Here is a 23,548-nt window from a genome sequence, read left to right as displayed (position 1 = left end):
TGGAATAAAGTAAATATTCGTGAGGGGAAGATTTTGTGAAGTCATAAGAGTCGTTGATAGCAATTGCATTGAATGAATATTTGAATTCGCTAAAACAATCATGTTTTTAATAAAATTGGCATAAATAACGCTCTAACATCTATTTTTGCTTCTAAGCGGGCCGCAATCAAATATAAACCAGCAAGTTTACGGTGAATAAATAATGCATCCACTGGTGGTGTATGCCATTGCTGTGCTTGTGCACTAAGTTGCAACCCAGCATCTTTAATATTTGCTGCCAGTTGACTATTTTTAAAATCAAAATCACCATCGTGACGCAGTGGCTCACACGCCATTAAAAATAGCTCTATGACATTATCTTTATAACTGTCACGCAATGTATCTTTAAAATAACCAATCTGAGTGGCCGCATTTAATACACCATCACGATTATTCTCACTGCCTGCTTTAAATAAAGCTAGATAAGCTTGGCTCAACTGAGGCGAAATCTCGCGGGTTGCCCCAAAATCAAATAAAACGATTTTTTGTGTGGCTGGTTGATAATGAAAATTAGCAAAGTTTGGATCTGTTTGTATCAGTCTAAATTCAAACATTTCTTTAAAAAATAACGCAATAAGTTGCTGTGCCACAAAGCTTTGCTCTGCTTTGGGTAGTTCGGTAATTCCCTCTATAGGCTGAGCCTCAATATACTGCATCGTTAATATTTGTTTAGTACTGTGCTCTTTATAGACGTCAGGAACAATAAAGTGTCGGTTATTTGCCAATGCATTTTTATAACGTAATAAATACTGCGCTTCACGATGATAATCAGCTTCCGCTAATAATTGTATTTTAGCCTCTGCAACGAGTGGCTTGATATCAAGATCTTTAGGTAATAAACGAGACAGTGTAAGCAGCGATATAACATTATCAACATCACTGACCACACTTTTTGCGATCCCCGGGTATTGAATTTTTACAGCTAATTGCTCGCCGTTTTCATGGTAGGCCAAATGCACTTGACCAATAGAAGCGGCAGCAAATGGCCTAAGCTCAATATGTGAAAAGCGCGATAACCAGTCATCTCCCCACTGCTCTTTTAATACAGTAATGAGTTGTTTGTGTGGCATGGGATTAGCGTCTGATCGAAGTAATGCAAGTAATTGAGCAAGCTCTGGACTGAGTAGATCCCCAGCATCCATTGACAGTAGCTGCCCTAATTTCATTGCCGCACCGCGTAAGTGTGATAGTTCTGTCGCTAGGTTTTTTATGTTTTTAGGCTGCAGTAATAAGCTTTTATTATCCCAACCCTTTCCTGAAAGAGTACTTTTGGCTCCCTCAAATAACATATTACTCGCGACACTGGTTGCTAATGAGCCTAACTTTGCAAAGCGTGAAAATCGAGATGTAGGAACAGCGCGTTCATTGGCCATACTAAAACCTAGTTAACGAATATATTTACCAGTTTATACGTACCAAGCTGGGTATACGATCGAATTGACAACTGGCTGGATAAAACTAACCACAAAAAAACCTCGACACGAAAGTGAAAAGATTTTTTCTGCTTGGAATTTAGTAAACTAAACTAGATTAAGTGAAGTTACTGCTATTCATTGGCTGTGGCTGAGCTTACCTAAATAGACTTGTTTGCAGTAATTAAATTAAGGTCTTTGATAGTAGCGTAGTCTGCATCATCACTTAAAATATAATCAATTTGATTCATATCCATCTCATTCTTTAAAAATATATCGTATCCATCTAAATAGACTTCACCATATATCGCAAGATAGTCTTCTGGAGCTAAAAGTACATTTTCATTTGGTTCTAATATTATCGCTAAATTATCCAGAGCTTCTAATACGACCTTCATCTCATTAAGTACTATATCTCTCCCCTTATCTCTCATCCACTTCTTATGATCTCGGGTATTGGTAACACTATCTAATTTTGCTTCAGTATTAGCAACTATGTGAAACAACTCTGGAATAGAAAACCTAGAGTATCTTAGGGTATTTACGCCTAAAAAACTTTCAAGTAATGAGGAGTATTCATCTAACTGATATGCGCGAGGTTTTAATGCTTGAGGCATGACTCGACTATTAGCATAGGTGATCCAATAAATCACATTTGTATCTAATAAAATTTCGATACCTTCAGGAACCATACTACTTGTTTTGATGACACAAGCCTTTGGAGATGAAGTTTTTCTACCTTGTGAAAACCTTTCTTTTCTAATATTAACGTGATCCATCATTATTCTTCTTTAAAATCATTCAGGCCAGTTTCAACTTTTTTAGTTAAGCTGTCTTGCTCTTCTGCTGATTTAGAGTAAAAATCTATTGCATTATGGATCACCTGATTTAACAAATTACGGCCAACCGGTGTCATATTAATAAATTCAAACTTCGATTGAAGGATCTCTAAATCATAGTGCTCAAAAAAAGGAGCTATTGATGTGTTGAAGAAAGGAGAAGCATAGAACTCTACATCTTCAAAGTTCATTATGATTTTTGATGAACCAATCTGCTTTTCAATTTCAACTCTTAACTTCTCACCACTAACACGAGAAACTACTGAACGACCTATAATATCAATAATTCTTATTTCCATTTTATAACCTTATTTGATTAAAAATAGTTTGGTACTTCATTTTGAAATCGATAAATAACATCTTCTTTACAATTAAGTGAAACTTTCACCCAACTACCTTTAATGTTACTCATATGGGTGTGAAATATATCTTGTTTTTTTATCCTTTGGTAAACTACATTATCAGTATAAATTTCTAAAAGGCCACCATTAACATCTACCAACTGTCTTAAAATATCAAAACCAAGCCCTCTAGGTTGCGGTTTACCTACTGATTTTAAGTTTATTGTATATGTTGAATTACCTTTTTTTAAAGCCCATAAAATAGCATTTTTCGACGTTTTTATATTCTCATTATAATTTTTTACACTTTCAACTATACCTATTCCCGTGTCCCCTACAATAAGGTTTAATACTCTTGTACTTTTGTCATAAGTTCCTGAACAAAAAACCCCTGACTCTGAAGCCCCATGCTCGAATGCATTTGCAAATATTTCCCACAAAGAACTCAAAACCGAAGATTTCACATCATCAGAAAAATTTACTCTATTCTTCGATAGCCATGAAGTTTCTAAATACACTAAAACTTTGTCTTCCAAGTTTAGTTCATTGCTTTTAAAAATTTTAAATGGAATATTACTATGCATTTTATCTGCGTATTTAGAGTCATATGTTGGAGAAAAACCTTGAGGTAGAATTCCTGCAAAAAAATCCATACTTTTTAATTTTAAAAAGACTTGCTCATTCATTGAATCTGAATCAATTATAACATTATGATCAGCTGCAATATTGGATTTAATAAAAATACCTAGTACTACAGAAGTATTTAGCCCAATATAATTACATTTCGAAAAATCCAACCTTACTGAGTACCTAACTGATAGATTCTCAAACTTATCCTTAAATAAGAGACTCCATAGCTTGCAAAAGCCTAAATGATCATCTCTGATAGTAGGTATGAATATATTTAAAGGTATGACTGTTTTTTGTATCAACCGAAAAGTCCTATTATCAATCAAGGGGAAAGTAAAATATAATTTTTTCGAAGATCAAAAGTAAATTATTTTAAAAAAGAGCTTTCTTAACTCCAAGATTCATACATTAACTAAATTACCAAAGAAATTGAAAATTAATGATATTCTGTGAAGCCCTTTCATATGTCTATTATTAAAATAAAACACTAAAGAAACAAGTTTTACTTGAATAAAAGAACCGACTTTACAGAAAATAATCCTCACTCAGCTTCTAGTGAGGATTCTGTTTTAGCCGTGTTTTATTAAGGCGTGACTGCTGGGTACACGTAACTTGCGTCTAATCCAAGCGGGATACCCAGTGCCCAGTAACCGAGTAAAAATAAGCTCCAGCCAATCATAAAAGCGATTGAATATGGCAGCATCATCGCGATAAGCGTGCCAATACCCGTGCCTTTGACGTATTTTTGGCAGTACACCACAACTAATGGGAAATACGGCATTAAAGGAGTGATGATGTTTGAACTAGAATCGCCCACGCGATAAGCCGCTTGAGTTAAATCTGGCGAGATACCTAACTGCATTAACATAGGCACAAACACCGGGCCCAGTAGCGCCCACTTTGCTGAACTTGAGCCAACAAACAAGTTTACAAAACCAGTTAAAAAGATGATACCGACAACAGTCACCGCACTTGGTAACTCCATGGCTTTTAACAGCTGCGCGCCTTCAATTGCCAGCAGAGCTCCCAAGTTTGATTTACTAAATGCAGCAATAAACAAGGCACAAAAGAACGCCATTACAATATAATACGCCATGCTGCCCATTGCTTTACTCATGGCATCTATCATATCTTTAGAGCTTTTAAAGGTGCCAACGGTAAAACCATACACTGCACCAGGTATCCAAAACAGTAGGAAAATTAGCGGTACGATAGATTGCATTAAAGGCGAGCGAAAATTAGTTAAAGAGCCATCTTCGCTTCGCATTGCAGAGTCCGCAGGGGCTGACACATAGGCTAATAACGCAAGACCTGCAATCATCACTGTACTTGCAATAAAAAACGCGCGTTTTTCGTCGCTACGGGCATCTTCAAATGCAGGTAAATCTTCTTTATTACCATCTAATTCGGTATTTTTTAACCGTGGTTCAATGATTTTATCGGTGATGTACCAGCCTAATAAAATAATGAATAAACTTGAAGCCGAGGTAAACGCCCAGTTATTTAATGGGTTAATCGACATCGCGGGGTTAATAATTTGCGCCGCACTTTGGGTAAAGCTTTGCAGTAGTGGATCAATCCCCGACGGAATAAAGTTTGCACCAAAGCCACCACTGACTCCCGCAAATGCCGCCGCAATACCCGCCAATGGATGGCGCCCTGCTGCATAAAATATAACACCAGCTAACGGAATGACTAACACATAACCTGCATCGGTTGCTGTATGGCTGACGATGGCGACTAAAATAATTGACGGTGTTAAAAGTTTTTTAGGTGTCACCTTTAACATTAACTTAAGGCCAGTATTAATAAAGCCAGAATGTTCAGCAACCCCTACACCCAGCATGGCCACTAACACCACACCTAACGGTGCAAAACCGGTAAAAGTTTTTACCATTGATGATAAAAAGGTCGCTAACGAATCACTCGCCAACATATTATTAATAATAATGGCTTCACCGGTACGAGGGTCGATAGCGTCAAAAGTAACACCTGAGAACCACCACGACAGTAGCCAAATTAGTAACATGGCAAACAAAAAGATGATTGCCGGATCAGGCAGTTTATTTCCTACCCGCTCAACAAAATTTAAAAATCGCGCAACTATGCCCGAGGGCATTGCCACATCTTTATTATTATTCATTTCACTTGTTCCCTAGAGTTTAGTCAGTGGTACTTTAGCGTATCTAGGGAATGAGGTAAATTTTAAGTGAACAGAAAATACATTTTATAGGAACTAAATAGGCTCAATGCACAAAAAAACGGCACTATTGCCGTTTTTTTAAATAACTTTTTATTTAGTCTTTTAAGCGAGTGCTTTTACTTCTTCCCATAATCTTACTACTAGGGCTTTATCTTCTTCGTTAAGCTCACCATTGCGATACGCTTTCACTAAACTTTTTTCAACGGTTTCATTGAGCTCATCTATTTCAAGATTAAGCTCTTCAACTTGCGCATAGCCTACTGCTAAATCAAAATGGCCTCGTAAATAACCACCGGCAAATAACTCATCATCAGTGGCTTTGATCACTAAGTCATCAAAATACTGTTGGGCTGCGTCAATATAATTTACTAAACTCACTTCTACTTCTCCTGATTTTGCAGGGTCTTCTACCAATCAATCTTGATGGCCTACTGCATACATAATATGGTCGTTAAATCCGCAGGTTACACGAATATAACCGCTTAATTCATCATCCAGCTCACTATCGCCTGTATCGCAAATGAGCGGGCGGCCGTTTAAAGCCTGTAATTTAGTTTTGGTAGCCACCACAATAATATTATCCAGCCCTATCGCGCGAATAAGTGCTGGGCTTAACTGTTGATTGCCACGGCCAAAAATATGGCCTTGGCCACCAATTAGCGTGATCACTAATTTAGTGTCGCGCTGATGGGTCATCGCTAATAATTGTTCAGCTGTAAGATCTTGCGCAATTAAGCTTTGATCTGCAACTAAATCAACACCTAATAAGGTATTTTCAAGCCCCATTTCTTGCATAATAGCTGCAACTGTTGAGCCACTGCCCATTACATATAACGTATCTTCATCCATTTCACTGACGACATAGGCGGCAATATCAGCAAGAACCAGCTCGTCGGTTTCTTTACCGCCATTTTTTACCGCTTGTACATAACGTACTTCACTGGGTACTTGCATTTCACCATAACGTTTTGCTTTAACTGTGCCTTGACGAAACGCATCTTCGTCAATATCCATCACATCGGCATCGCCTAAGGTAACTAGTTCACCTTTGACCAGCATTTCGACTACCCGCCCTGCGGCCTTTGGCGTGATTGCATAAACCCCTGAATGAATTTTACAGCCGGCAGGAATGCCCAGTGCCGGTAAGCTATCTTCAACCGCATGACAAATATTGCGCGCAGTGCCATCGCCACCAGCAAATAAAATTAAATCAACACCTAGCTGTTGCAATACCTTGGCTGCACGCTCAGTATCATCTGCACTACTGGGGTGCTCGCTTTGATACACAACTTCGGTATTAAAACCAAGATCTGCCGCGGTGCTTTCACCCATTGAGTGATTAACAGTATAAATTGTTATTTTATCTTGATAAGGCAATAACACCTCAAGCGCTGCTTTAGTGCGTAAATTAGCTTTTGGCTCAGCGCCAAGCGCCAGAGCTTTAGCCGCAACACCATCACTACCTTTGAGCGCCACACTGCCACCTAAACCAGCAACTGGGTTTACAATTAGTCCTAACTTAAACTGCATTACTTAACTCCTGAGGATGTTGCCATACAAACTGCCCGGCATTCAATGGCCATGGCGTATTGTAAAATTCGCTTAATGCTTTTAAAAGTGCAGTAGTCCGAGGATTAAAGCCTATTTTTAGTAACTGTAAAAGTTGCTTGTGTACTCGCGCCTGAAAATCAAAACGACAGGTTTGCTCACCATTTAAATTATCAACCGAAACATTAAACTCAAAACCTGTAGCAACACTCAACGCCCACTCGATTGCTTGCGGTTTTACTTCAACGGCTTCAAATTCTGCTTGCTGAGCTTTATCACGGCCATCTGGGCAATACCAATAACCGTAATCTTCGAGTAAACGACGTTTATCACCCGCCACTAGCCAATGAGCTATTTCGTGCAGTGCACTGGCATAAAAACCATGGGCAAACACAATTTGATGATACGGCGTTTTAACATCAGCGGGAATATAAATAGGCTCATGCTCACCTTTGACCAAGCGTGTATTATGGCTGTGGTAAAAAGTGCGTTCAAAAATAGATGTTAAATCGGCTATTTGATGCATAAAAGTCTGATTAATTCGCCTCGGTAAAATGCAACAAATGCACATTAAAATCGAGGCGAATTGTACGGGCTTTTAGCAAGAATGTAAAAGTTGATAACGACTAAGCAGCCATGCGTTATTGTCTTGCCTTTACTTTGCAAATTTAGCTAAGCCAAAAATATGTATTCGCTGCAATCTAGCTCCTTTTATTTACTGTTCAAGTAATAACCCTTATCCTCTTTACACTTACTATCCGAATTTAAGAATAAAATTATAAACCCATGTTCAAATTACTTTTTATAAAACGACCGAAGCTTTTAGTTGTTACTTTAATTACGCTGATAAGTATCCCCCTGCCCTCATTTGCAAAAAGTGTCAGCATCAATGTGTTTGCAATCCCTTCCAAGTCAATCATTAACTTAGTTGAGCAAACTAGTGATGCATTAAAAAAAGAAGGGATCATGAGTTTTTATGAAAAAGGTAAGCCAGTGCACGTTACTTTGTATTTAACTGACTTTGTTGAAGGCTCAGAAGAAGACATTAAACGTGCTGTAAAAAGTATCACCGAGCAACATCAAGAGTTTGCTATAACAGCGCAAGGTTTTAGTGTTACGCAAAGTAATTGGGCATTTATTAACTTACAGTATTCGCCTAAGCTGCAAAGGCTAGCAGATGAAGTAACAATGGCGATTGAGCCATTACGCGATACAAATGCCACAATCCCTAGCTGGGTTAAAAACTACCCCAACAAATTAACGGCATTTGAGCGCTATGGTAGCCCCAATGTATTTCAGAACTTTCAGCCGCATTTAACATTATTAGCTAACGAGAAAAGCCCTAAGCTCGTTATTTTAAATAAACAAATGCAAGCCCACCCGCCTGAAGCGCAGGGTAAAATAATCGGCATTGGGATTGGCATTTCAGACCCGTTTGGCCAACAGAAACAAGTGATTGCAGAATACTTTTTTAATAACGATAAAAACTAACTTATTTTTATCGTTATTGTTTTACTAAGTAGCGTTTCAGTAGACGGGTATTGCGGGTATTTGCTTTAAAGTAAGCGTCAAAAATATCACCGACAAGCGGAATTAGGCCACCAAAAAAATCAATCAACATATTTATTACGATACGTAATTTTATACGCTTACTAACTCCTAAGCGCTGGGCTTCAAATAGAATATAGCTAGATAAAATTAGCCCAGCTAGATCTCCAATACCAGGCAGAATACCGATCAGTGCCTCTACGCCAAACTTAAACCGAGTAAAAGGAATGCCAATACTGCTGTCGGTAAAGCGACTAAACCTTTCTAGCCGCTTTAATGTATCTTGGTGTGATAGCTTAATCTGTTCCATACGTCCTCATAACCTTAGCGCTTGGCAAGTTACTTTAAGTAACATCAACCCCTGCTTCATCGCAAGCAACAATATCAGTTTCTTTTAGCGCTTCGGTGATCCACTGTTGTAATGTAGGGCAACTTAAAACATGCTGACAATAATGCTCCGCCAAAGCTGAAAGTGAAATTTGGTAGGTTTTTAACCTAAGTACTACAGGCGCATACATAGCATCTGCGATACTAAACTCACCAAACAACCACGCATTTGGGTAACTACGTTGTTGCTGGCTGAATATTTCATCAATGCGGCTAATGTCTTTTTTAGCCGCCGCAGATAACTCAATTAGGCGAGTTGCACGAATATTCATTGGCATTTCATTACGCAGCGCCATAAAGCCGGTATGCATTTCAGCGCTTAAACTGCGGGCTGTCGCTCGCTGCGCAGTATCAATAGGCCAAGCTGTATTTGATAAATAAGCATCATTGATGTATTCACAAATTGCCAATGAATCCCATACCTGCAAGTCGCCATCGACTAAGGCGGGTACTTTCTGTACTGCAAAACCGTTTTTAAGCGTTTCATAAAACTCAGGGGTGTCTAATACGAGTTGTTTCTCAGTAAAAATAACATTGAATTTACTCATTAAATACCATGCTCTAAGCGACCATGTCGAATAGTTTTTATTACCGATAAATAATTGCATTTGCGTTCCTTAGTAGTGTTTAATATCCCTAATATAAAGCAGTAGTAAATTAATTACTTACCAATAGTTTTTATACAATACATAAGTAAAATTGATAGATGAGTTAAATATGGATTTAGACGCCCTACGTACTTTTTGCGCTTTTGTTGAAACGGGCAGCTTTACTCGCGCTGCTCAACAAGTATGCCGCACCCAATCGGCAGTGAGCATGCAAATGAAAAAGCTCGAACAAGAGCTGGGTAATCCATTATTTATCAAACAAGGCAGGCAGCTTGTACTATCGTCAAGTGGCGTTCACTTAGCCAGCTACGCAAAACAATTATTAGCACTGCATGATGAAGCCTATAAACAACTTAAAACCGGTGGTGGGCAAACTCGCGTGCGCTTAGCATGTCCTGACGATTATGCAGGCACAGTATTACCTAAAGTTGTGGCTTTATTACATAAACATATACCGCAACTTGATTTACAAATCAGTTGCGCGCCGACCAACCAACTCAAAACACAGCTAGATCAAGGCTTGCTAGACATGGTGATTGCGACGCGCTCGCCCAGCTCTGAAGAAGGTTATTTTTTAGAATCAAGCAAAGGTGTGTGGGTTAAAAGTGCCGAATTTAACTATCAATCCGCTATGACCCTGCCAGTTGCAATATTTCAACGAGATTGTAAATTTCATCAAGCGGCTATTGAAGGGTTACTAAAGGCTGAACGCCCATTTAACATTGTTGCTTGCTGCGGCTCGCTCAGTGCGCTCACAGCATTAGTAAAAGCCAATCTAGCCGTTGGTGTGATGGCTGAGGTAAGTAACACTCAGGAGCTGGTGACGGTTACTGACTCAACTCTGCCGCCCTTGCCCGTTATTGATATCGTACTATTACACGCAAACCACGCTCATAACCCGATAAAACGAGAGTTAGTAAAGCTAATAGCAGCAGATTATGCACTTACCTTGTGAATCTTGGGTTTTAAAGACTATCGCAGCCTTACTAAGGTGCGTTTTCGCTTTGGCTCAGTAAGATATAAAAGTTGCGTATTATCGTGTGAAGCATTAATTAACATATTACCTTTCTCGTTCGCGATATGGCGTATTTCTGAGTGAGCGCTTTGTAAATCAAACATATTAAGCTCATAACCATCTTCTTGCTCTAAGGTAATACTCAACGTTTGCTCATCGACCGCCAGACCAATAATATCACTATCATCTGCGTGCCATACTTGAGCAAAATTGCCATCTTGATCGAGTCGAAATACCTGTTTGTTATTTGAAAAATAAATCTGATCGTGTTTGTCTAAAGCCATTGCATAACAAGCCAGCCGCTCTCCTTGGCCAGTGAATGGCGATAAACTTAATGTTTGCATGTCTAATTTTGCTGGGTGAAATGTAACGCCATCGTCAGCGCGATATGAAACCAAGATCGCATCTTCATTATAAAACTTCTCTCTGAGATAAAACGAATGATGATGGTGGGCTATTTCTTGATAATCGCCACTTTTTAAATCAATTCGAAACAGTTTATCTTTGCTTGCGGTGATCACTTCTTCGCCATTTTTTGACCAAACAACCCCAAACAGTTCTTCATTATTAGGGTTTGCAAAAATCAGCGTTTGTTTACCTTGCTCATATAAAAATAGCTGTTTTAAACCAAAACGATGGGATTCAAAGACAAACTTAGTTGAATCAGGTGAGAATACCGGCAAAAAATCAACCGACGAGGTATCGACGAGCTTTTCATACTGCTGAGGTGTTGCACTAGTTGCACGCAAAATATCAACATCAATATTTACAAGCTCCATCAATATCTCCTCACCAGATGGCGTGAATGCAGCATCTCGAATAACTTGATAATTATTAAATTCGATATCAGTTGAGTTGCCCTGACGATCAATAAGTAATAGATTATTTGTGTTGCTTATCAGCAAGTATTCACCACTTGGGTGCCAACTAAGCCCCTGAATACCATCTTCAATAACGGCAATTGTTTTACTACTATTATCCGTTAAATTCAGTATTTCAATACGGTAGTTATTTTGTCCTGCTTCATAACCAAGCGCTAGTTGCGTTTGATCTGGCGACAACGCATGTAACTTTAACCAGTCTTGACCCATTGAGGCTTTGATTACCTGTTTTTGTTTAGTTTCTATATTGACGGTCGAAAGCTGCGTATCATTTTTATGTTTTCGTCGCTCAATAAAATAAACCTGATTGTTATTAGTCCATTGTAATTGCTGGCTGGTAACTAAATATTCTTTAAATTCCAGTACGTTGGCGTAATTTAAACTCGTTAGAGTTACCATGTCTAAATTAAAATACGCTAATTGGCTAACATCATTTTGTTTTTCTATAAAAGCCAATGCGCGATTATCCGCACTCCACCCTAGACTATAGTAGGTCGATGGGTGCTGGGATAATTGTACCTCTTTACCTGTCGTTAATTCTTTTAGCCAGATATGCTGATTATCATTGTCACCGCGAACAAATGCTAAATAATTGCCGTTATTAGATTGCGATTGAGAGGATTCATTGGCTTCATTTGATGTTACAGGCACCAACGCAGAGAAATCAGTTTTAACAACCTGCGTTGCAAATGCGCACCAACCACCAACCAAACATACAATTGTCACGGCAATAAAAGCCAACAACGGCCACTTTACACAGTGAGAACGTGTTTGTTCGTTAAGCTCAAGGCAATAACCCCGTTTCGGGTGGGTAATGATGAATTGTGGATTTTTAGAATCTTCATTTAATGCTTTCCTAAGCAGTGCAATATTGCGTTGCACATTACTTGGGCTAAACACTGAATTAGGCCACACAGCTGCAAAAATTTCTTCCTGGCTTACCACATTGCCCCTATGAGAGTACAAAAATTGGAGCACATCCATAACCTTAGGTTCGACAATTTGTACGCCTTCAGCTGAGGAAATTTTACCACGGCTAACATCGACGTCAAAATTCCCGATTCGAAACCTACCCACTTACAACTCCAATAAATTCATACAAATCATAGATTAAGATTTTCTTAAGATAAACTCAAGGGTTATTACATTGCCGCATTAATTAGTTCAGTTAATGGTTAGGCACCATTTACTAAGTAATAAAAAAGATGCAACGGATATTATCGACATTCATTATTTTTGTGAGCGCGTTTCTACTCTTTCAAATTCAACCTATCTTATCTAAAGAGCTACTACCCGAGTTTGGCGGTGGCGCTTCGGTTTGGTCAACCAGCCTATTTTTTTATCAAAGCATGCTGTTACTCGGCTATTTATATGCTCATTTGTTAAGCCGTTATCAGCTCAAACGACAATTATTTATACACACATTGTTAGTGGCTGTATCGAGCATCATTACTTTTAACACAATTGAAGTCAGTCTATTTTTATCACTAACACCAGCGTGGTCAGTGATTGCTAAATTGTTTTTACAGGTTGGCTTAGTCTTTATGTTACTAAGTGCCACCAGCGTACTATTGCAGCGCTGGTATATTGAATCGACCGCTATGACTGTACCTTATCAATGGTATTCGCTTTCGAATCTGGGTTCACTACTTGCTTTGCTGAGTTACCCATTTATTTTTGAAGTTTTATTTTCAATCGATGAGCAAAAGAGCTATTGGACAGTGGGGTTATTTGCATACTGTATACTGTTATTGTGCCTAATTTATGTATTATTTAGTAATGGCAGTATCGCTGATAAAGCTATTACTAAGTCAAAAACGACTTTGCTCGTCAAACCTAATTGGCTGTGGATTGCGTTCTCAGCAACCAGTTCAATGATGTTGATCGCGACAACTCAGATGATCAGCATCAACATCCCGCCTATGCCTCTGATATGGGCTTTACCATTGGTAATATATTTGCTGACCTTCAGTTATGCGTTTGCATCCGCAAAAAGCTATAATCGCGCCCATTGGACGTACTTATTAATATTTAGCGCATTCGCAGGGCTGATGATGTTTTTCCTTGGCAGCCAATTTAATGCTTTAGCTCAACTGGTGATCTACAGCTTTATTTTATTCATTGTTTGTATGATCTGTCATGGTGAACTTCGAAAACTCGCGCCAGATGGCTCACTGCTTACTGTATTTTATTTATATATCGCTTTAGGAGGAGTGATCGGCAGTTTACTCAGTGCCTTAGTCGCACCGCTACTGTTTGAACAAATAACAGAATTCATTGTGGCGTTAGCTGTAGCGCTTTCATTATTTATATACACGCTACTCACCCAGACGACGAAAACGTCCTCTTGCTATAAAATAGCTTTACTGGCTACGCTGGTTATTTGGGGCACAGGATATAGCTATCTTTTTGTTAATTTTAATCAATACAACTTAGCGTCTGAGAGAAATTTTTACGGTTATGTCACTGTCAAAGACATTACAACGTCTGATCTTGCTGAACGACGCCTAATCGATGGCACAACGATTCATGGCTCACAGCCACTTAATAAACAAACTGAACTCACAAACAGCTATTACCATCACCATACTGGTATCGCTAAATCATTGTCAGCATTAAAAAAGCAACAAGATTTAAATATAGGTATTATTGGTTTAGGTGCTGGAGTTTTAGCAAAGTTTGGCGATAAGTTCGATAAAATCCGCTTTTATGAACTTAACCCTGCGGTTTATAACATGGCCATGAATTATTTTTCATATTTAACAGATAGTCCTGCACGCATTGATGTGGCTATTGGCGATGGCAGAATCACCTTAACTGAAGAGCAAAAAAATAATGCACCGTTAATGAATGCGTTAATTATTGATGCTTTTTCAAGTGATGTTATTCCTACCCATTTACTGACTGAGGAAGCTTTTCAGTTATATTGGCAGCGACTAACAAAAGGCGGCTTATTAATTATCCATATATCCAATAATCATATTGATTTGATGCCAGTGCTCCAAGCTCACAGTAAGCGCTTCGATAAATCTCTGATCAAATTTAACTATAGCGGTACGCAGTTAGGCTCACAATGGGTCGTAATGACGAATAACCAAGCATTTTTAAATTCGATAGCCATGACAGACTTATCACCGATAACACCTTATTCAACAGTACATTTGGCGCAATGGACAGATCAAAAACACAGCCTGATCCCGCTCCTGAAACTTTGATGTCTATCTTAAAATAACCACAACAAAAAAGCGCGATTAACATCGCGCTTTTAAATAATTCTAAATGCTTTTAACTAAACCCTAAACAGAGCCATTTATTGGCCCATGCTCATGATGAACATGCGGGTTTTGACCACGTTGACGTAGTAAATGATCCATTAAAGTAATGGCCATCATCGCCTCGGCAATCGGGATTGCACGAATGCCAACACATGGGTCGTGACGGCCTTTGGTGATCATCTCAACCGATTCATTACTCGTGTTAATACTATTACCGGGGATCGTAATACTTGATGTCGGTTTGAGTGCAATTGACGCGATTATATCTTGCCCTGTAGAGATACCTGCAAGCACCCCACCGGCATGATTTGAGGTAAAGCCATCAGGGGTTAACTCATCACGATGCTCAGAGCCTTTTTGCTCAACCACATCAAAGCCGTCGCCAATTTCAACGCCTTTTACTGCGTTAATACTCATCAGTGAGTGGGCAAGTTCTGCATCAAGGCGGTCAAATACCGGCTCACCTAAACCAACAGGTACATTCTTAGCCACTACTTTTACTTTCGCGCCGACTGAGTCACCTTGTTTTTTAAGGTCGCGCATATAGTCGTCAAGCGCGTCTAACTTGCTTGCATCTGGGAAAAAGAAAAGATTATTTTCAACTTCATCCCAATCGTAATTTTCAGCTTTAATTGGCCCAAGTTGGCTCAAGCACGCGCGTACTTCAATACCATGAAATTGCTTTAGATACTTTTTAGCAATCGCACCTGCGGCAACACGAATAGCGGTTTCGCGAGCAGATGAACGGCCACCACCGCGATAATCGCGTAGGCCGTATTTATGCCAGTACGTGTAGTCACCATGACCTGGGCGAAATACGTCTTTAATTTTGCCATAATCTTGTGAACGTTGGTCGGTATTTTCAATTAATAAACCAATACTGGTTCCGGTGGTTTTACCTTCAAAAACACCCGCTAAAATTTTAATTTGATCACTCTCACGGCGCTGCGTAGTGTAACGGCTTTGCCCTGGTTTACGCCTATCTAAATCGATTTGTAAATCTGCCTCAGTGATTTCAAGGCCTGCTGGCGTGCCATCCACAACACCGCCTAAGGCGACGCCGTGGCTTTCGCCAAAGGTGGACACTTTAAATAACTGCCCTATGCTATTACCTGCCATTAACTTTCCTCATTCCTAATGACTACTAAGTACCGAGCCTGAGGCTCGGCTTTGATTTTTGTGGTGATCAGTCTGCGAAATATGCAACGAGTTGTTTTTTGCTGATCACAAATACGCCAAATCCACCTTGCTCAAACTCAACCCATTCAAAAGGCGCATTTGGATAAAGGGCATCCATGTGTACCATAGAATTACCAACTTCGACAAATAACAAACCGTTATCAGTTAGATGATCGGCCGCTTCACTCAAAATAGTACGGGTTACATCAAGACCATCATGGCCTGATGCTAAACCAAGCTCTGGCTCATGGTGGAACTCACGCGGTAAATCAGCCATATCTTCGGCGTCTACATACGGAGGGTTTGCCACGATCAGGTCATATTTCTGCCCTGGTACACCGCTGAATACGTCGGATTGAATAGGTAATACACGGTCACTTAACTGATAATCAGTGATATTGATATCAGCAACTTCGAGTGCTTCATAAGAAATATCAACGGCATCAACCTGCGCTTCTGCAAAAGTTTGTGCTAATGCAATCGCGATACAACCAGAACCGGTACATAAATCTAAAATACGATTTACCGATTCAGGCTCAGCTAGCCAAGGTGAAAAGCGATTATGTATTAACTCTGCAAAAGGTGAACGTGGGATCAATACGCGCTCATCGACATAAAATGGCATATTAGCAAACCATGCAATATTAGTCAGATAAGGTACTGGCGTGAAATCATTTATACGTTCTGCAATTAATCCCGCAAGGCGGTTTTTTTCGGTGCTAGTTAACCGGGCATGCATTAATTCTTTTGGTGCATCAATGGGTAAGCTTAACGCGGGCAGTAACAAGTTGACTGCTTCATCCCATGCGTTATCAGTTCCATGACCAAAGAAAATACCACTGCTGGCAAATTGACTCGTGGTCCACCGTAGCCAATCGTGTAACGTTGACAGTTCTGCTACAGCTTCATCTAAGGTTGCTTCTTCTATTAATAATTCGCTCATATTCGTTATCTACCTGCTGCTTTAGAAAATATCAATTCAATCGAGGCGCAATTAAGGCCCCATGATTGCCCTATTGTAACGCTTTTTTACACAGTTTTTACTCTGTTTTCACTCGATTTCTAGCGTTTTTTTGTTTAGACTGCCGCTATGAAAAAAGATCCTCTCTCAAACGCAGATATTAGCCCTGACGACATCGATATGTTTCGTCAAAGTATTAATGGTGCCCGTGTATTTAAACAAGACACGCATCGCTTTGCTAACAAACCTAAAATCTCACAAGCTAAGCTGTTTGCCCAGCAAAAAAAGCAACATCAGGCAGAATTTTTCTTTTCTGATGAATATGTGCCAGATATTGATACCAACGGAACGGTTAATTATGTGCAAGACGGTCAAGATCGTTTTTTAGCAAAGCAGTTACGCCGAGGTGACTTTGTACCTGATTTAACCCTTGATTTACATGGTTTAAATAAGGAGTTGGCAAAAGATGAACTCGCAGGACTGATCCATGAGTGCAAAAAGAAGCATTACTACTGTGCGTGTGTAGTACATGGTATTGGTGGACATATACTCAGACACAAAGTGCCGCAATATTTAGTACAGCATCCAGATGTCATAGCAATACACCAAGCGCCACTTGAATACGGTGGTAAAGGTGCGGTACTTATTTTAATAAACTTACCACAAAGTGATGAATTTAGACGCTAAGCGTTAACGTTATCCCTATTTCAAGGCAACAGTGCAGTGCATATTTTCTCTATCATCTTTCCGCTGATTTTCATTGTTGCGCTTGGTTTTAGTTGTTGTAAATTAAAGTTTTTTGAACAGCAACACATTGCAGGGCTAAGTAAGTTTACTTTTTACATTAGCCTGCCGGCATTTTTATTTTTAAATATGTCGCAAATCGATTTACAGCAAAGTATTAGTTTATCGGCCTTTCTGAGTTTTTATATTCCTGTACTGAGCGTATTTGCCTTAGGTATTTTGGTTGACCGCTGTTATTTAGCTAAGCAAAAAAATTATCAACAACACAGTGTATTTGGCTTAGCGTCGAGTTACTCAAACATGGTGTTGGTGGGCATTCCTATCATCATTGCATCCCTTGGCAAAGAAATGATCGCCATCGCTTTTATGATCATTACCTTTCATAGCACATTGCTGTTTGCACTCACCTATTTAATCGGCGCAAAGGGCAGCGAACATGCATTTTCATGGTCAAGTTTTGCTAAGAGCATGGTACTGAATCCGATTGTATTGAGCATCGGCTGCGGACTAATATTAAATGTCAGCGGCATTGTTTTGTTTGATAACCTAGCAAAGAGTTTAGAGCTTTTAGCGACCCCCGCCATTGCCTGCGCGTTATTTGTATTAGGCGCCAACTTAGCGTTTTACAAAATTGCAGCTAACTGGCAACCCGCATTAATCGCCTCGTTAATGAAGATTTTTTTACTTCCTGCTGGGGTATTTTTAATCGGTGCATACGCATTTGAATTAGATAGAGAGATTTTGAACGTGTTAGTGCTATTAAGCGCCTCTCCTGTTGGTGTAAATGCTTACCTTATTGCCAGTCAAATAGGTCAACATCAGGTGACATTAGCCGGTGCAGTTGTACTGTCAACGGTTTTAAGTGTGATTAGCTTTAGTTTTTGGTTATCGGTATTGCTTTAACCTTTACAAACCGCCAGCTACATCAACAAAGCTACCTGTGGTAAACGATGCCTGCTCAGAGGCTAAAAAGTAAATTGCAGCGGCAACTTCCTCAGGTTGTCCACCTCGGCCCAATGGCAGCTTGTCTTTAAGACGCTCCACCCGATTTACTTCACCACCGTCGCGGTGCATATCGGTGTAGATTAACCCTGGGCGCACTGAGTTAACACGAATACCTAACTTGGCTACTTCTTTGGCTAAACCAATGGTTAACGTGTCCATTGCTCCTTTAGATGCGGCATAATCAATATATTCATTTGGTGAACCGGTTTTAGCCGCTGCCGATGATACATTAACGATACTGCCGCCACTGGGCATTCGCTTAATCGCTTCTCGGGCACATAAAAAAGCGCTTGTTACATTGGTGGTTAGCACTTCATTTATACGCGAGGCTCCCATCTCAAGTAATGGCATTTGCGGTTTTAAAATACCCGCATTATTTATAAGCACATCTAATTTGCCAAATAACTCATCTACTTTTGTAAACAGGGTCAGCACTTGCGTTTCATCAGACACATCGGCTTGCACTATTTCGGCTTTTACAGCAAAGCCGCGTGCTTGCTCTGCTATTTTTTCTGCGCTGTGTTGATCCGTTTTATAATTAATACAAACATCATAACCGTGACTAGCAAAATAAATTGCGGTTGCAGCACCAATTCCTCGGCTTGCTCCGGTTATAAGTACTACTGGGTTAGATTTCATTGTCTGTCCTTATCTATACAAAATAATATTACGCCACATAAACCAATTTAAATTGTTCACAAACTAAGGGCATCATATTACTACGTTCAAATTTAATTTCGGCAAGTTCCCGCTGATAATACGTCCAGTGCACTTTTCGCCAATAGTGAAGACTTTTATCTCCTTCACCTTCTAACGCCGCATATTCAGCGGTTATTTCGTTGTAAGGCACGATTGCGACATTCGTTGTTTCAATAATCCCTAAAGGCTCACCATGCCAGTTAGTGAAAATGGCTAAATCACCTACTTGGGGAAGCGCTTCTTTACTATGCTCAAACCAATAAAGTGATGTTGTAGTTGCTTGCTTTATGCCCTTTAAAACCAGTGCTGCACATTCATCGGCATCAATTTGATTATCACAAAAGTGCCAAACCGGGAGCTTTGTGATTGAACGACTGTAGGCGTAATTAAATTCATTTATAAGTCGTTCAATTGCTTGGGGGTTACTTGATTGCAGCAACAACTGAAATCTCAACTAACAAAGCATCGCGGGCCATTTTAGCTTCCACGCAGGCACGTGCGGGCGCATGACCTGCTGGTACCCACGCATCCCAAACCGCATTCATATCGGCAAAGTAATCCATGCTTTTTACATAAATAGTGGCGCTGAGCATATGCTCTTTTGAACTTCCAGCCTCATTCAAAAGTAACTCAACTTTATCAAGCATAGTTTGCGTTTGTTCGGTGATGCCCTGCTCTGCGTCAGCACATACTTGGCCACATAAGTACACCGTACCATTGTGCTTAACGATACGACTCATGCGAGTTGCGGTTTGAATACGTTCAATTGTCATAAAATTGTCTTTGCTAAATTAGTGTGTCGCTAATTTAGCAAATTTAAAAAGGAACGCAAGGTTTGGGTATGAGGCTAAACTGCTACGTTATTAGGTGCATGAATACTGAGGTATTGGCTTTTATGGCGACTTTCATCGTAACTCAATACGGCAACCGCTCCAGTGTTAAATATCGGCATATTCCCAGCACTCAATTGGTCAACTAAATAACTAACTATTGGCATGTGAGCTACGACCAACCAGGTATCGCATTGTGGATGCATCGCGATGAGAGTTTCTAGATAATCGGCGGCAATTTGTGGATTGCCTTCAGGGATTATATCGCTGCAAGTTTCTTCGAATAAAAAAGCGTTATGCTTTTTTACTCCTTCCGCTGTTTGCTGAGCACGAATGTAAGGGCTTACTAACAATGCCGTTGGGGTATGCGTTGCTTGCAACCATAAACCCATTTTTTCGGCCTGTTGTTGGCCAACCGAGGTCAAATTTCTACTTGCATCGTCAGCTTGCATCGGTGTTGCTTCGCCGTGGCGCATTATTAAGATTGTTTTCATAAAAAATCAACCGATTAAAGAATATAAAACAGTAGCCAGTTTGCCTGTTTGTCCGCTATATTAAAACAACGTCACACATTTCGCTTATGATATTCAGGTAAAAATCGCCAAGCAATTTAATCGCAGCCCTGAAGTTATCATTGTTGTTAACGAGTAAACTTAACGTTTCAGGAGCATCATTTGAATATCAGCCGCAATGATAACAGAACATACCGTGCCCTCACACTGGACAATGGTCTAAAAGTCCTGTTAGTGCAAGATAAAGATTCAACTAAAGCCGCTGCATCGATGGCCGTGAATGCTGGTCACTTTGACGATCCTGTTGATAGACAAGGGCTCGCACACTTTTTAGAGCATATGCTTTTTTTAGGCACAGACCAATTTCCGGAATCCGGCGGGTTTGGTAATTTTGTTTCCCAATCCGGTGGCAACACCAACGCATGGACCGGCACCGAGCACACGTGTTATTTCTTCGATATTAACAATCAAGAGTTTGCACAAGCACTGAGCCAATTTAGCCGGTTTTTTATTGCACCTTCTCTCAACCCTGGCGAAACTGAAAAAGAACGTAATGCCATTGATGCAGAGTTTAAATTAAAAATAAAAGACGATGGCCGACGCATCTATCAAGCACACAAAGAAACCGTTAATCCTGCTCATCCATTTGCTAAATTTTCAGTGGGTAATCAGCAAACCTTAGCGGATCGTAATGGCTGTGTAAGCAAAGAATTGCGAGATTTTTTTAACACCCATTATCAAGCCCAGTGGATGAGCCTAGTGATCTGCGCTGATGCAGAAATTGACACTATGGTGCAATGGGTAACTACATTATTTAATGATATTAAAGGTCAGCAGCAACCAAAACCCGTCATTGAGGCATCACTTTATCGCGCGCAAGATCTTTGCAAAGTACTGCATATAGAACCGCATAAGCATATGCAAAAACTCATAGTAAGTTTTGCGATGCCTAATATTGATGATTTTTATCGCCATAAAACCGTTAGTTTTATTGCGCATTTATTAGGGTATGAAGGGCAAGGGTCGCTTTACTCTATTTTAAAAGCGCAAGGTTGGATCAATGCCCTCTCTGCTGGAGGTGGCATTAACGGTAGCAACTTTAAAGATTTTAATATCAGCATGGCACTGACCGATGAAGGAATTGAATACTATGAAGACATCGTTGAAATGGTGTTTGAATATATTTGTTTAATTAATCAAAACATCGATAAATTACCGCGCTTATATCAAGATAAAAAAAATCTATTACAAATCGCCTTTGATAACCAAGAAAAAGCCCGCTTAATCGATTGGGTCAGTAATTTAAGCATCAACATGCAACACTACGATGAAGCCAATTATGTGCAAGGTGACTATCTCATGGATGGTTTTAATCAAACGGCTCATGAAACTGCAATGCAATGGTTAACGCCGCATAATATGCGCTTGGTGTTGATCCATCCTGATGTTGAACCTGAGCATACCACTCAGTGGTATCACACGCCCTATCGGATCGAAAGTATTTCTAGCTGTTGGCTGGAAGCGCTGTGCGAAATTAATACTCCACTACCAGAAATGCTATTACCTACAGCAAACCCTTATTTAACCAAAGAAGTGTCATTGTATGACGTTGAGCAGCCACAAAATCACCCACAACTATTAGTAAAAGAACCTGGCTTTGATTTTTGGTTTAAACAAGACAACACTTTTCGAGTTGCCAAGGGGCACTTTTATTTGGCGATGGATTCTGACTTTGCTGTTAAAGATATCAAACACATGGCACTTACTCGTCTATTTGCAGACTTATTTATGGATAGTGTTGCAGAACAATTTTACCCGGCAGAGTTAGCTGGTTTAAGTTATCACTTAACCTCACATCAAGGTGGTTTAACCCTGCACACTGCGGGACTCTCATCGAGCCAATTAGAATTAGTTGATGAATTACTCCAAGCGTTATTTAACGTCGATATTTGCGCTAAACGTTTTGCCGAGTATAAAAAACAGTTAGTCCGCCATTGGCGTAACAGCAATCAAAATAAACCCGTTGGTGAATTATTTAGCGTGCTGGGTGCAAAAATAATGCCGTGGAATCCAGAACCAGAGCAGCTTGCTGTGGCACTTAAAGATACCAGCTTTCATCAGTTTAATTGTTTTCGCCGCGAGTTTTTTAATGCCTTGCATGTAGAGTCATTTTTGCACGGTAATTGGCGAGAAAGTGATGCAATTGAGTTTCAAAAAAAGATTGCTCACCACTTAGCTAAATCAGCTACGATTGAAGATCTAACCCGTCCGTTATTTGAAATAGACAAAATAACCCGCTCGCAACTGACCCTAAATTGTAGCGATCATGCGATGGTTATTTATTACCAAGCACAAACCGATGACGTTGTTGAAAAAGTAAAAATGATGGCGCTAAACCATCTTATTAATCAAGATTACTTTAATGAACTTCGTACCAAACAACAGTTAGGCTACCTAGTGGGCGCAGGTTATGCGCCCTTTAATACTCGTGCGGGCATCGCCTTCTACGTGCAGTCACCTAACTACAGTGCAACCGCGATTTTTGAGCGTCATAATGCGTTTCTTGAGCAATTCCTTGCTTCATTAGAGCAATTAAATGAAGAGCAATGGCAGCAACAAAAACATGGCTTAACCACCCACATCGCCGAAAAAGATAAAAACCTCCGGCTGCGTTCACAACGCTTGTGGCTTGCCATTGGTAATCAAGATCATCACTTTCATATGCAACAAAAATTGTTAGAAGCATTGGAAAACCTTAGTCTTGCGCAGATAGTTACTTATATTCGCGAGACATTTGCAGAACATAGACCAAGATATGAGCTACTAAGCGTACCTAAAACAAACAAAACGACAAAAAAGCTGATTTCTTCTCATTCTCTTTGACACAACACC

The 23,548-nt window shown here is 39.8% G+C and carries 23 protein-coding genes; 6 read left to right on the top strand and 17 right to left on the bottom strand.

What is annotated here, in order from left to right; genetic code table 11:
* Window positions 1–98: 98 nt before the first annotated feature.
* From H5158_RS12175 to H5158_RS12140, 8 genes are all read right to left on the bottom strand, one after another.
* Window positions 99–1,412: an AarF/ABC1/UbiB kinase family protein gene (locus tag H5158_RS12175; protein WP_182740111.1), complete on the bottom strand. Its 1,314-nt coding sequence runs from the start codon at window positions 1,410–1,412 to the stop codon at window positions 99–101.
* 200 nt (window positions 1,413–1,612) lie between these two features.
* Entirely contained in the window at window positions 1,613–2,233 is a 621-nt protein-coding gene (locus H5158_RS12170; protein WP_182740110.1) for a hypothetical protein, read from the bottom strand.
* Entirely contained in the window at window positions 2,233–2,589 is a 357-nt protein-coding gene (locus tag H5158_RS12165; protein WP_182740109.1) for an STAS-like domain-containing protein, read from the bottom strand. The genes H5158_RS12170 and H5158_RS12165 overlap by 1 nt, the downstream gene beginning before the upstream one ends.
* A 17-nt stretch (window positions 2,590–2,606) precedes the next feature.
* Window positions 2,607–3,428 carry a hypothetical protein gene (locus tag H5158_RS12160; RefSeq protein ID WP_182740108.1) on the bottom strand — a complete coding sequence of 274 codons (822 nt, stop codon included), beginning with the start codon at window positions 3,426–3,428 and terminating at the stop codon, window positions 2,607–2,609.
* Window positions 3,429–3,844: 416 nt separating this feature from the next.
* The gene (locus H5158_RS12155) at window positions 3,845–5,404 is read right to left on the bottom strand and encodes an AbgT family transporter (RefSeq protein ID WP_182740107.1); all 1,560 of its coding nucleotides are present in this window, start codon (window positions 5,402–5,404) and stop codon (window positions 3,845–3,847) included.
* 162 nt (window positions 5,405–5,566) lie between these two features.
* Window positions 5,567–5,842 (bottom strand): YfcL family protein, encoded by a 276-nt coding sequence (locus H5158_RS12150; RefSeq protein WP_145240403.1) that lies wholly within the window; start codon window positions 5,840–5,842, stop codon window positions 5,567–5,569.
* Between the two features lie 36 nt (window positions 5,843–5,878).
* On the bottom strand, window positions 5,879–6,994 hold the full coding sequence (locus H5158_RS12145; protein ID WP_182740106.1) for an ATP-NAD kinase family protein: 1,116 nt from the start codon (window positions 6,992–6,994) through the stop codon (window positions 5,879–5,881).
* Entirely contained in the window at window positions 6,984–7,538 is a 555-nt protein-coding gene (locus H5158_RS12140; RefSeq protein ID WP_149983018.1) for an elongation factor P hydroxylase, read from the bottom strand. Before H5158_RS12140 ends, H5158_RS12145 begins: the two co-directional genes overlap by 11 nt.
* 260 nt (window positions 7,539–7,798) lie before the next feature.
* Between H5158_RS12140 and H5158_RS12135 the strand changes: the two genes are divergently transcribed.
* Window positions 7,799–8,503 (top strand): 2'-5' RNA ligase family protein, encoded by a 705-nt coding sequence (locus H5158_RS12135; protein WP_182740105.1) that lies wholly within the window; start codon window positions 7,799–7,801, stop codon window positions 8,501–8,503.
* Between the two features lie 13 nt (window positions 8,504–8,516).
* Here H5158_RS12135 and H5158_RS12130 read toward each other — a convergent pair whose 3' ends face one another.
* Together H5158_RS12130 and H5158_RS12125 are read right to left on the bottom strand one after the other, a co-directional pair.
* Window positions 8,517–8,870 (bottom strand): DUF4112 domain-containing protein, encoded by a 354-nt coding sequence (locus tag H5158_RS12130; RefSeq protein WP_145240395.1) that lies wholly within the window; start codon window positions 8,868–8,870, stop codon window positions 8,517–8,519.
* Window positions 8,871–8,904: 34 nt separating this feature from the next.
* Window positions 8,905–9,555, bottom strand: coding sequence for a glutathione S-transferase family protein (locus H5158_RS12125; protein ID WP_182740104.1), 651 nt, complete (start codon window positions 9,553–9,555; stop codon window positions 8,905–8,907).
* 109 nt (window positions 9,556–9,664) lie between these two features.
* Here H5158_RS12125 and H5158_RS12120 point away from each other — a divergent pair, with 109 nt between their 5' ends.
* Window positions 9,665–10,510, top strand: a complete 846-nt coding sequence (locus H5158_RS12120; protein WP_145240391.1) for a LysR family transcriptional regulator — start codon at window positions 9,665–9,667, stop codon at window positions 10,508–10,510.
* Window positions 10,511–10,527: 17 nt separating this feature from the next.
* Here H5158_RS12120 and H5158_RS12115 read toward each other — a convergent pair whose 3' ends face one another.
* Window positions 10,528–12,528 (bottom strand): winged helix-turn-helix domain-containing protein, encoded by a 2,001-nt coding sequence (locus H5158_RS12115; protein WP_182740103.1) that lies wholly within the window; start codon window positions 12,526–12,528, stop codon window positions 10,528–10,530.
* A gap of 128 nt (window positions 12,529–12,656) precedes the next feature.
* On the opposite strand from H5158_RS12115, the gene H5158_RS12110 reads away from it, so the two are divergent.
* The gene (locus H5158_RS12110; RefSeq protein ID WP_149983023.1) at window positions 12,657–14,666 is read left to right on the top strand and encodes a fused MFS/spermidine synthase; all 2,010 of its coding nucleotides are present in this window, start codon (window positions 12,657–12,659) and stop codon (window positions 14,664–14,666) included.
* Window positions 14,667–14,747: 81 nt separating this feature from the next.
* Here the strand turns inward: H5158_RS12110 and aroC are convergent, their stop codons facing one another.
* Entirely contained in the window at window positions 14,748–15,845 is a 1,098-nt protein-coding gene (gene aroC, locus H5158_RS12105; protein ID WP_145240385.1) for a chorismate synthase, read from the bottom strand.
* Window positions 15,846–15,912: 67 nt separating this feature from the next.
* The gene (gene prmB, locus H5158_RS12100) at window positions 15,913–16,848 is read right to left on the bottom strand and encodes a 50S ribosomal protein L3 N(5)-glutamine methyltransferase (protein WP_145240383.1); all 936 of its coding nucleotides are present in this window, start codon (window positions 16,846–16,848) and stop codon (window positions 15,913–15,915) included.
* Between the two features lie 147 nt (window positions 16,849–16,995).
* On the opposite strand from prmB, the gene smrB reads away from it, so the two are divergent.
* Both smrB and H5158_RS12090 read left to right on the top strand, forming a co-directional pair.
* Window positions 16,996–17,553, top strand: a complete 558-nt coding sequence (smrB, locus tag H5158_RS12095; RefSeq protein WP_145240381.1) for an endonuclease SmrB — start codon at window positions 16,996–16,998, stop codon at window positions 17,551–17,553.
* Window positions 17,554–17,589: 36 nt separating this feature from the next.
* Window positions 17,590–18,513 (top strand): AEC family transporter, encoded by a 924-nt coding sequence (locus tag H5158_RS12090; RefSeq protein WP_182740102.1) that lies wholly within the window; start codon window positions 17,590–17,592, stop codon window positions 18,511–18,513.
* A 3-nt stretch (window positions 18,514–18,516) separates the two neighbouring features.
* Here the strand turns inward: H5158_RS12090 and H5158_RS12085 are convergent, their stop codons facing one another.
* The 4 genes from H5158_RS12085 to sixA all read right to left on the bottom strand — a co-directional run bounded on the left by H5158_RS12085 (window position 18,517) and on the right by sixA (window position 20,638).
* Complete coding sequence (locus H5158_RS12085; protein WP_149983026.1) at window positions 18,517–19,254, bottom strand: SDR family oxidoreductase; 738 nt, start codon at window positions 19,252–19,254, stop codon at window positions 18,517–18,519.
* Window positions 19,255–19,282: 28 nt separating this feature from the next.
* Entirely contained in the window at window positions 19,283–19,756 is a 474-nt protein-coding gene (locus H5158_RS12080) for an ASCH domain-containing protein (RefSeq protein ID WP_182740101.1), read from the bottom strand.
* Window positions 19,737–20,087, bottom strand: coding sequence for a RidA family protein (locus tag H5158_RS12075; protein WP_149983028.1), 351 nt, complete (start codon window positions 20,085–20,087; stop codon window positions 19,737–19,739). Before H5158_RS12075 ends, H5158_RS12080 begins: the two co-directional genes overlap by 20 nt.
* A gap of 74 nt (window positions 20,088–20,161) precedes the next feature.
* Window positions 20,162–20,638 carry a phosphohistidine phosphatase SixA gene (sixA, locus tag H5158_RS12070; RefSeq protein WP_179959228.1) on the bottom strand — a complete coding sequence of 159 codons (477 nt, stop codon included), beginning with the start codon at window positions 20,636–20,638 and terminating at the stop codon, window positions 20,162–20,164.
* A 180-nt stretch (window positions 20,639–20,818) separates the two neighbouring features.
* Between sixA and H5158_RS12065 the strand changes: the two genes are divergently transcribed.
* The gene (locus tag H5158_RS12065) at window positions 20,819–23,539 is read left to right on the top strand and encodes an insulinase family protein (protein ID WP_182731359.1); all 2,721 of its coding nucleotides are present in this window, start codon (window positions 20,819–20,821) and stop codon (window positions 23,537–23,539) included.
* Window positions 23,540–23,548: the final 9 nt, after the last annotated feature.

Source organism: Pseudoalteromonas sp. SR45-6, from assembly GCF_014163545.1.
GTDB lineage: Bacteria > Pseudomonadota > Gammaproteobacteria > Enterobacterales > Alteromonadaceae > Pseudoalteromonas > Pseudoalteromonas rhizosphaerae.
The sequence above is the reverse complement of the archived record's forward strand: the minus strand, read 5'-3'. Positions and strand labels throughout refer to the sequence as shown.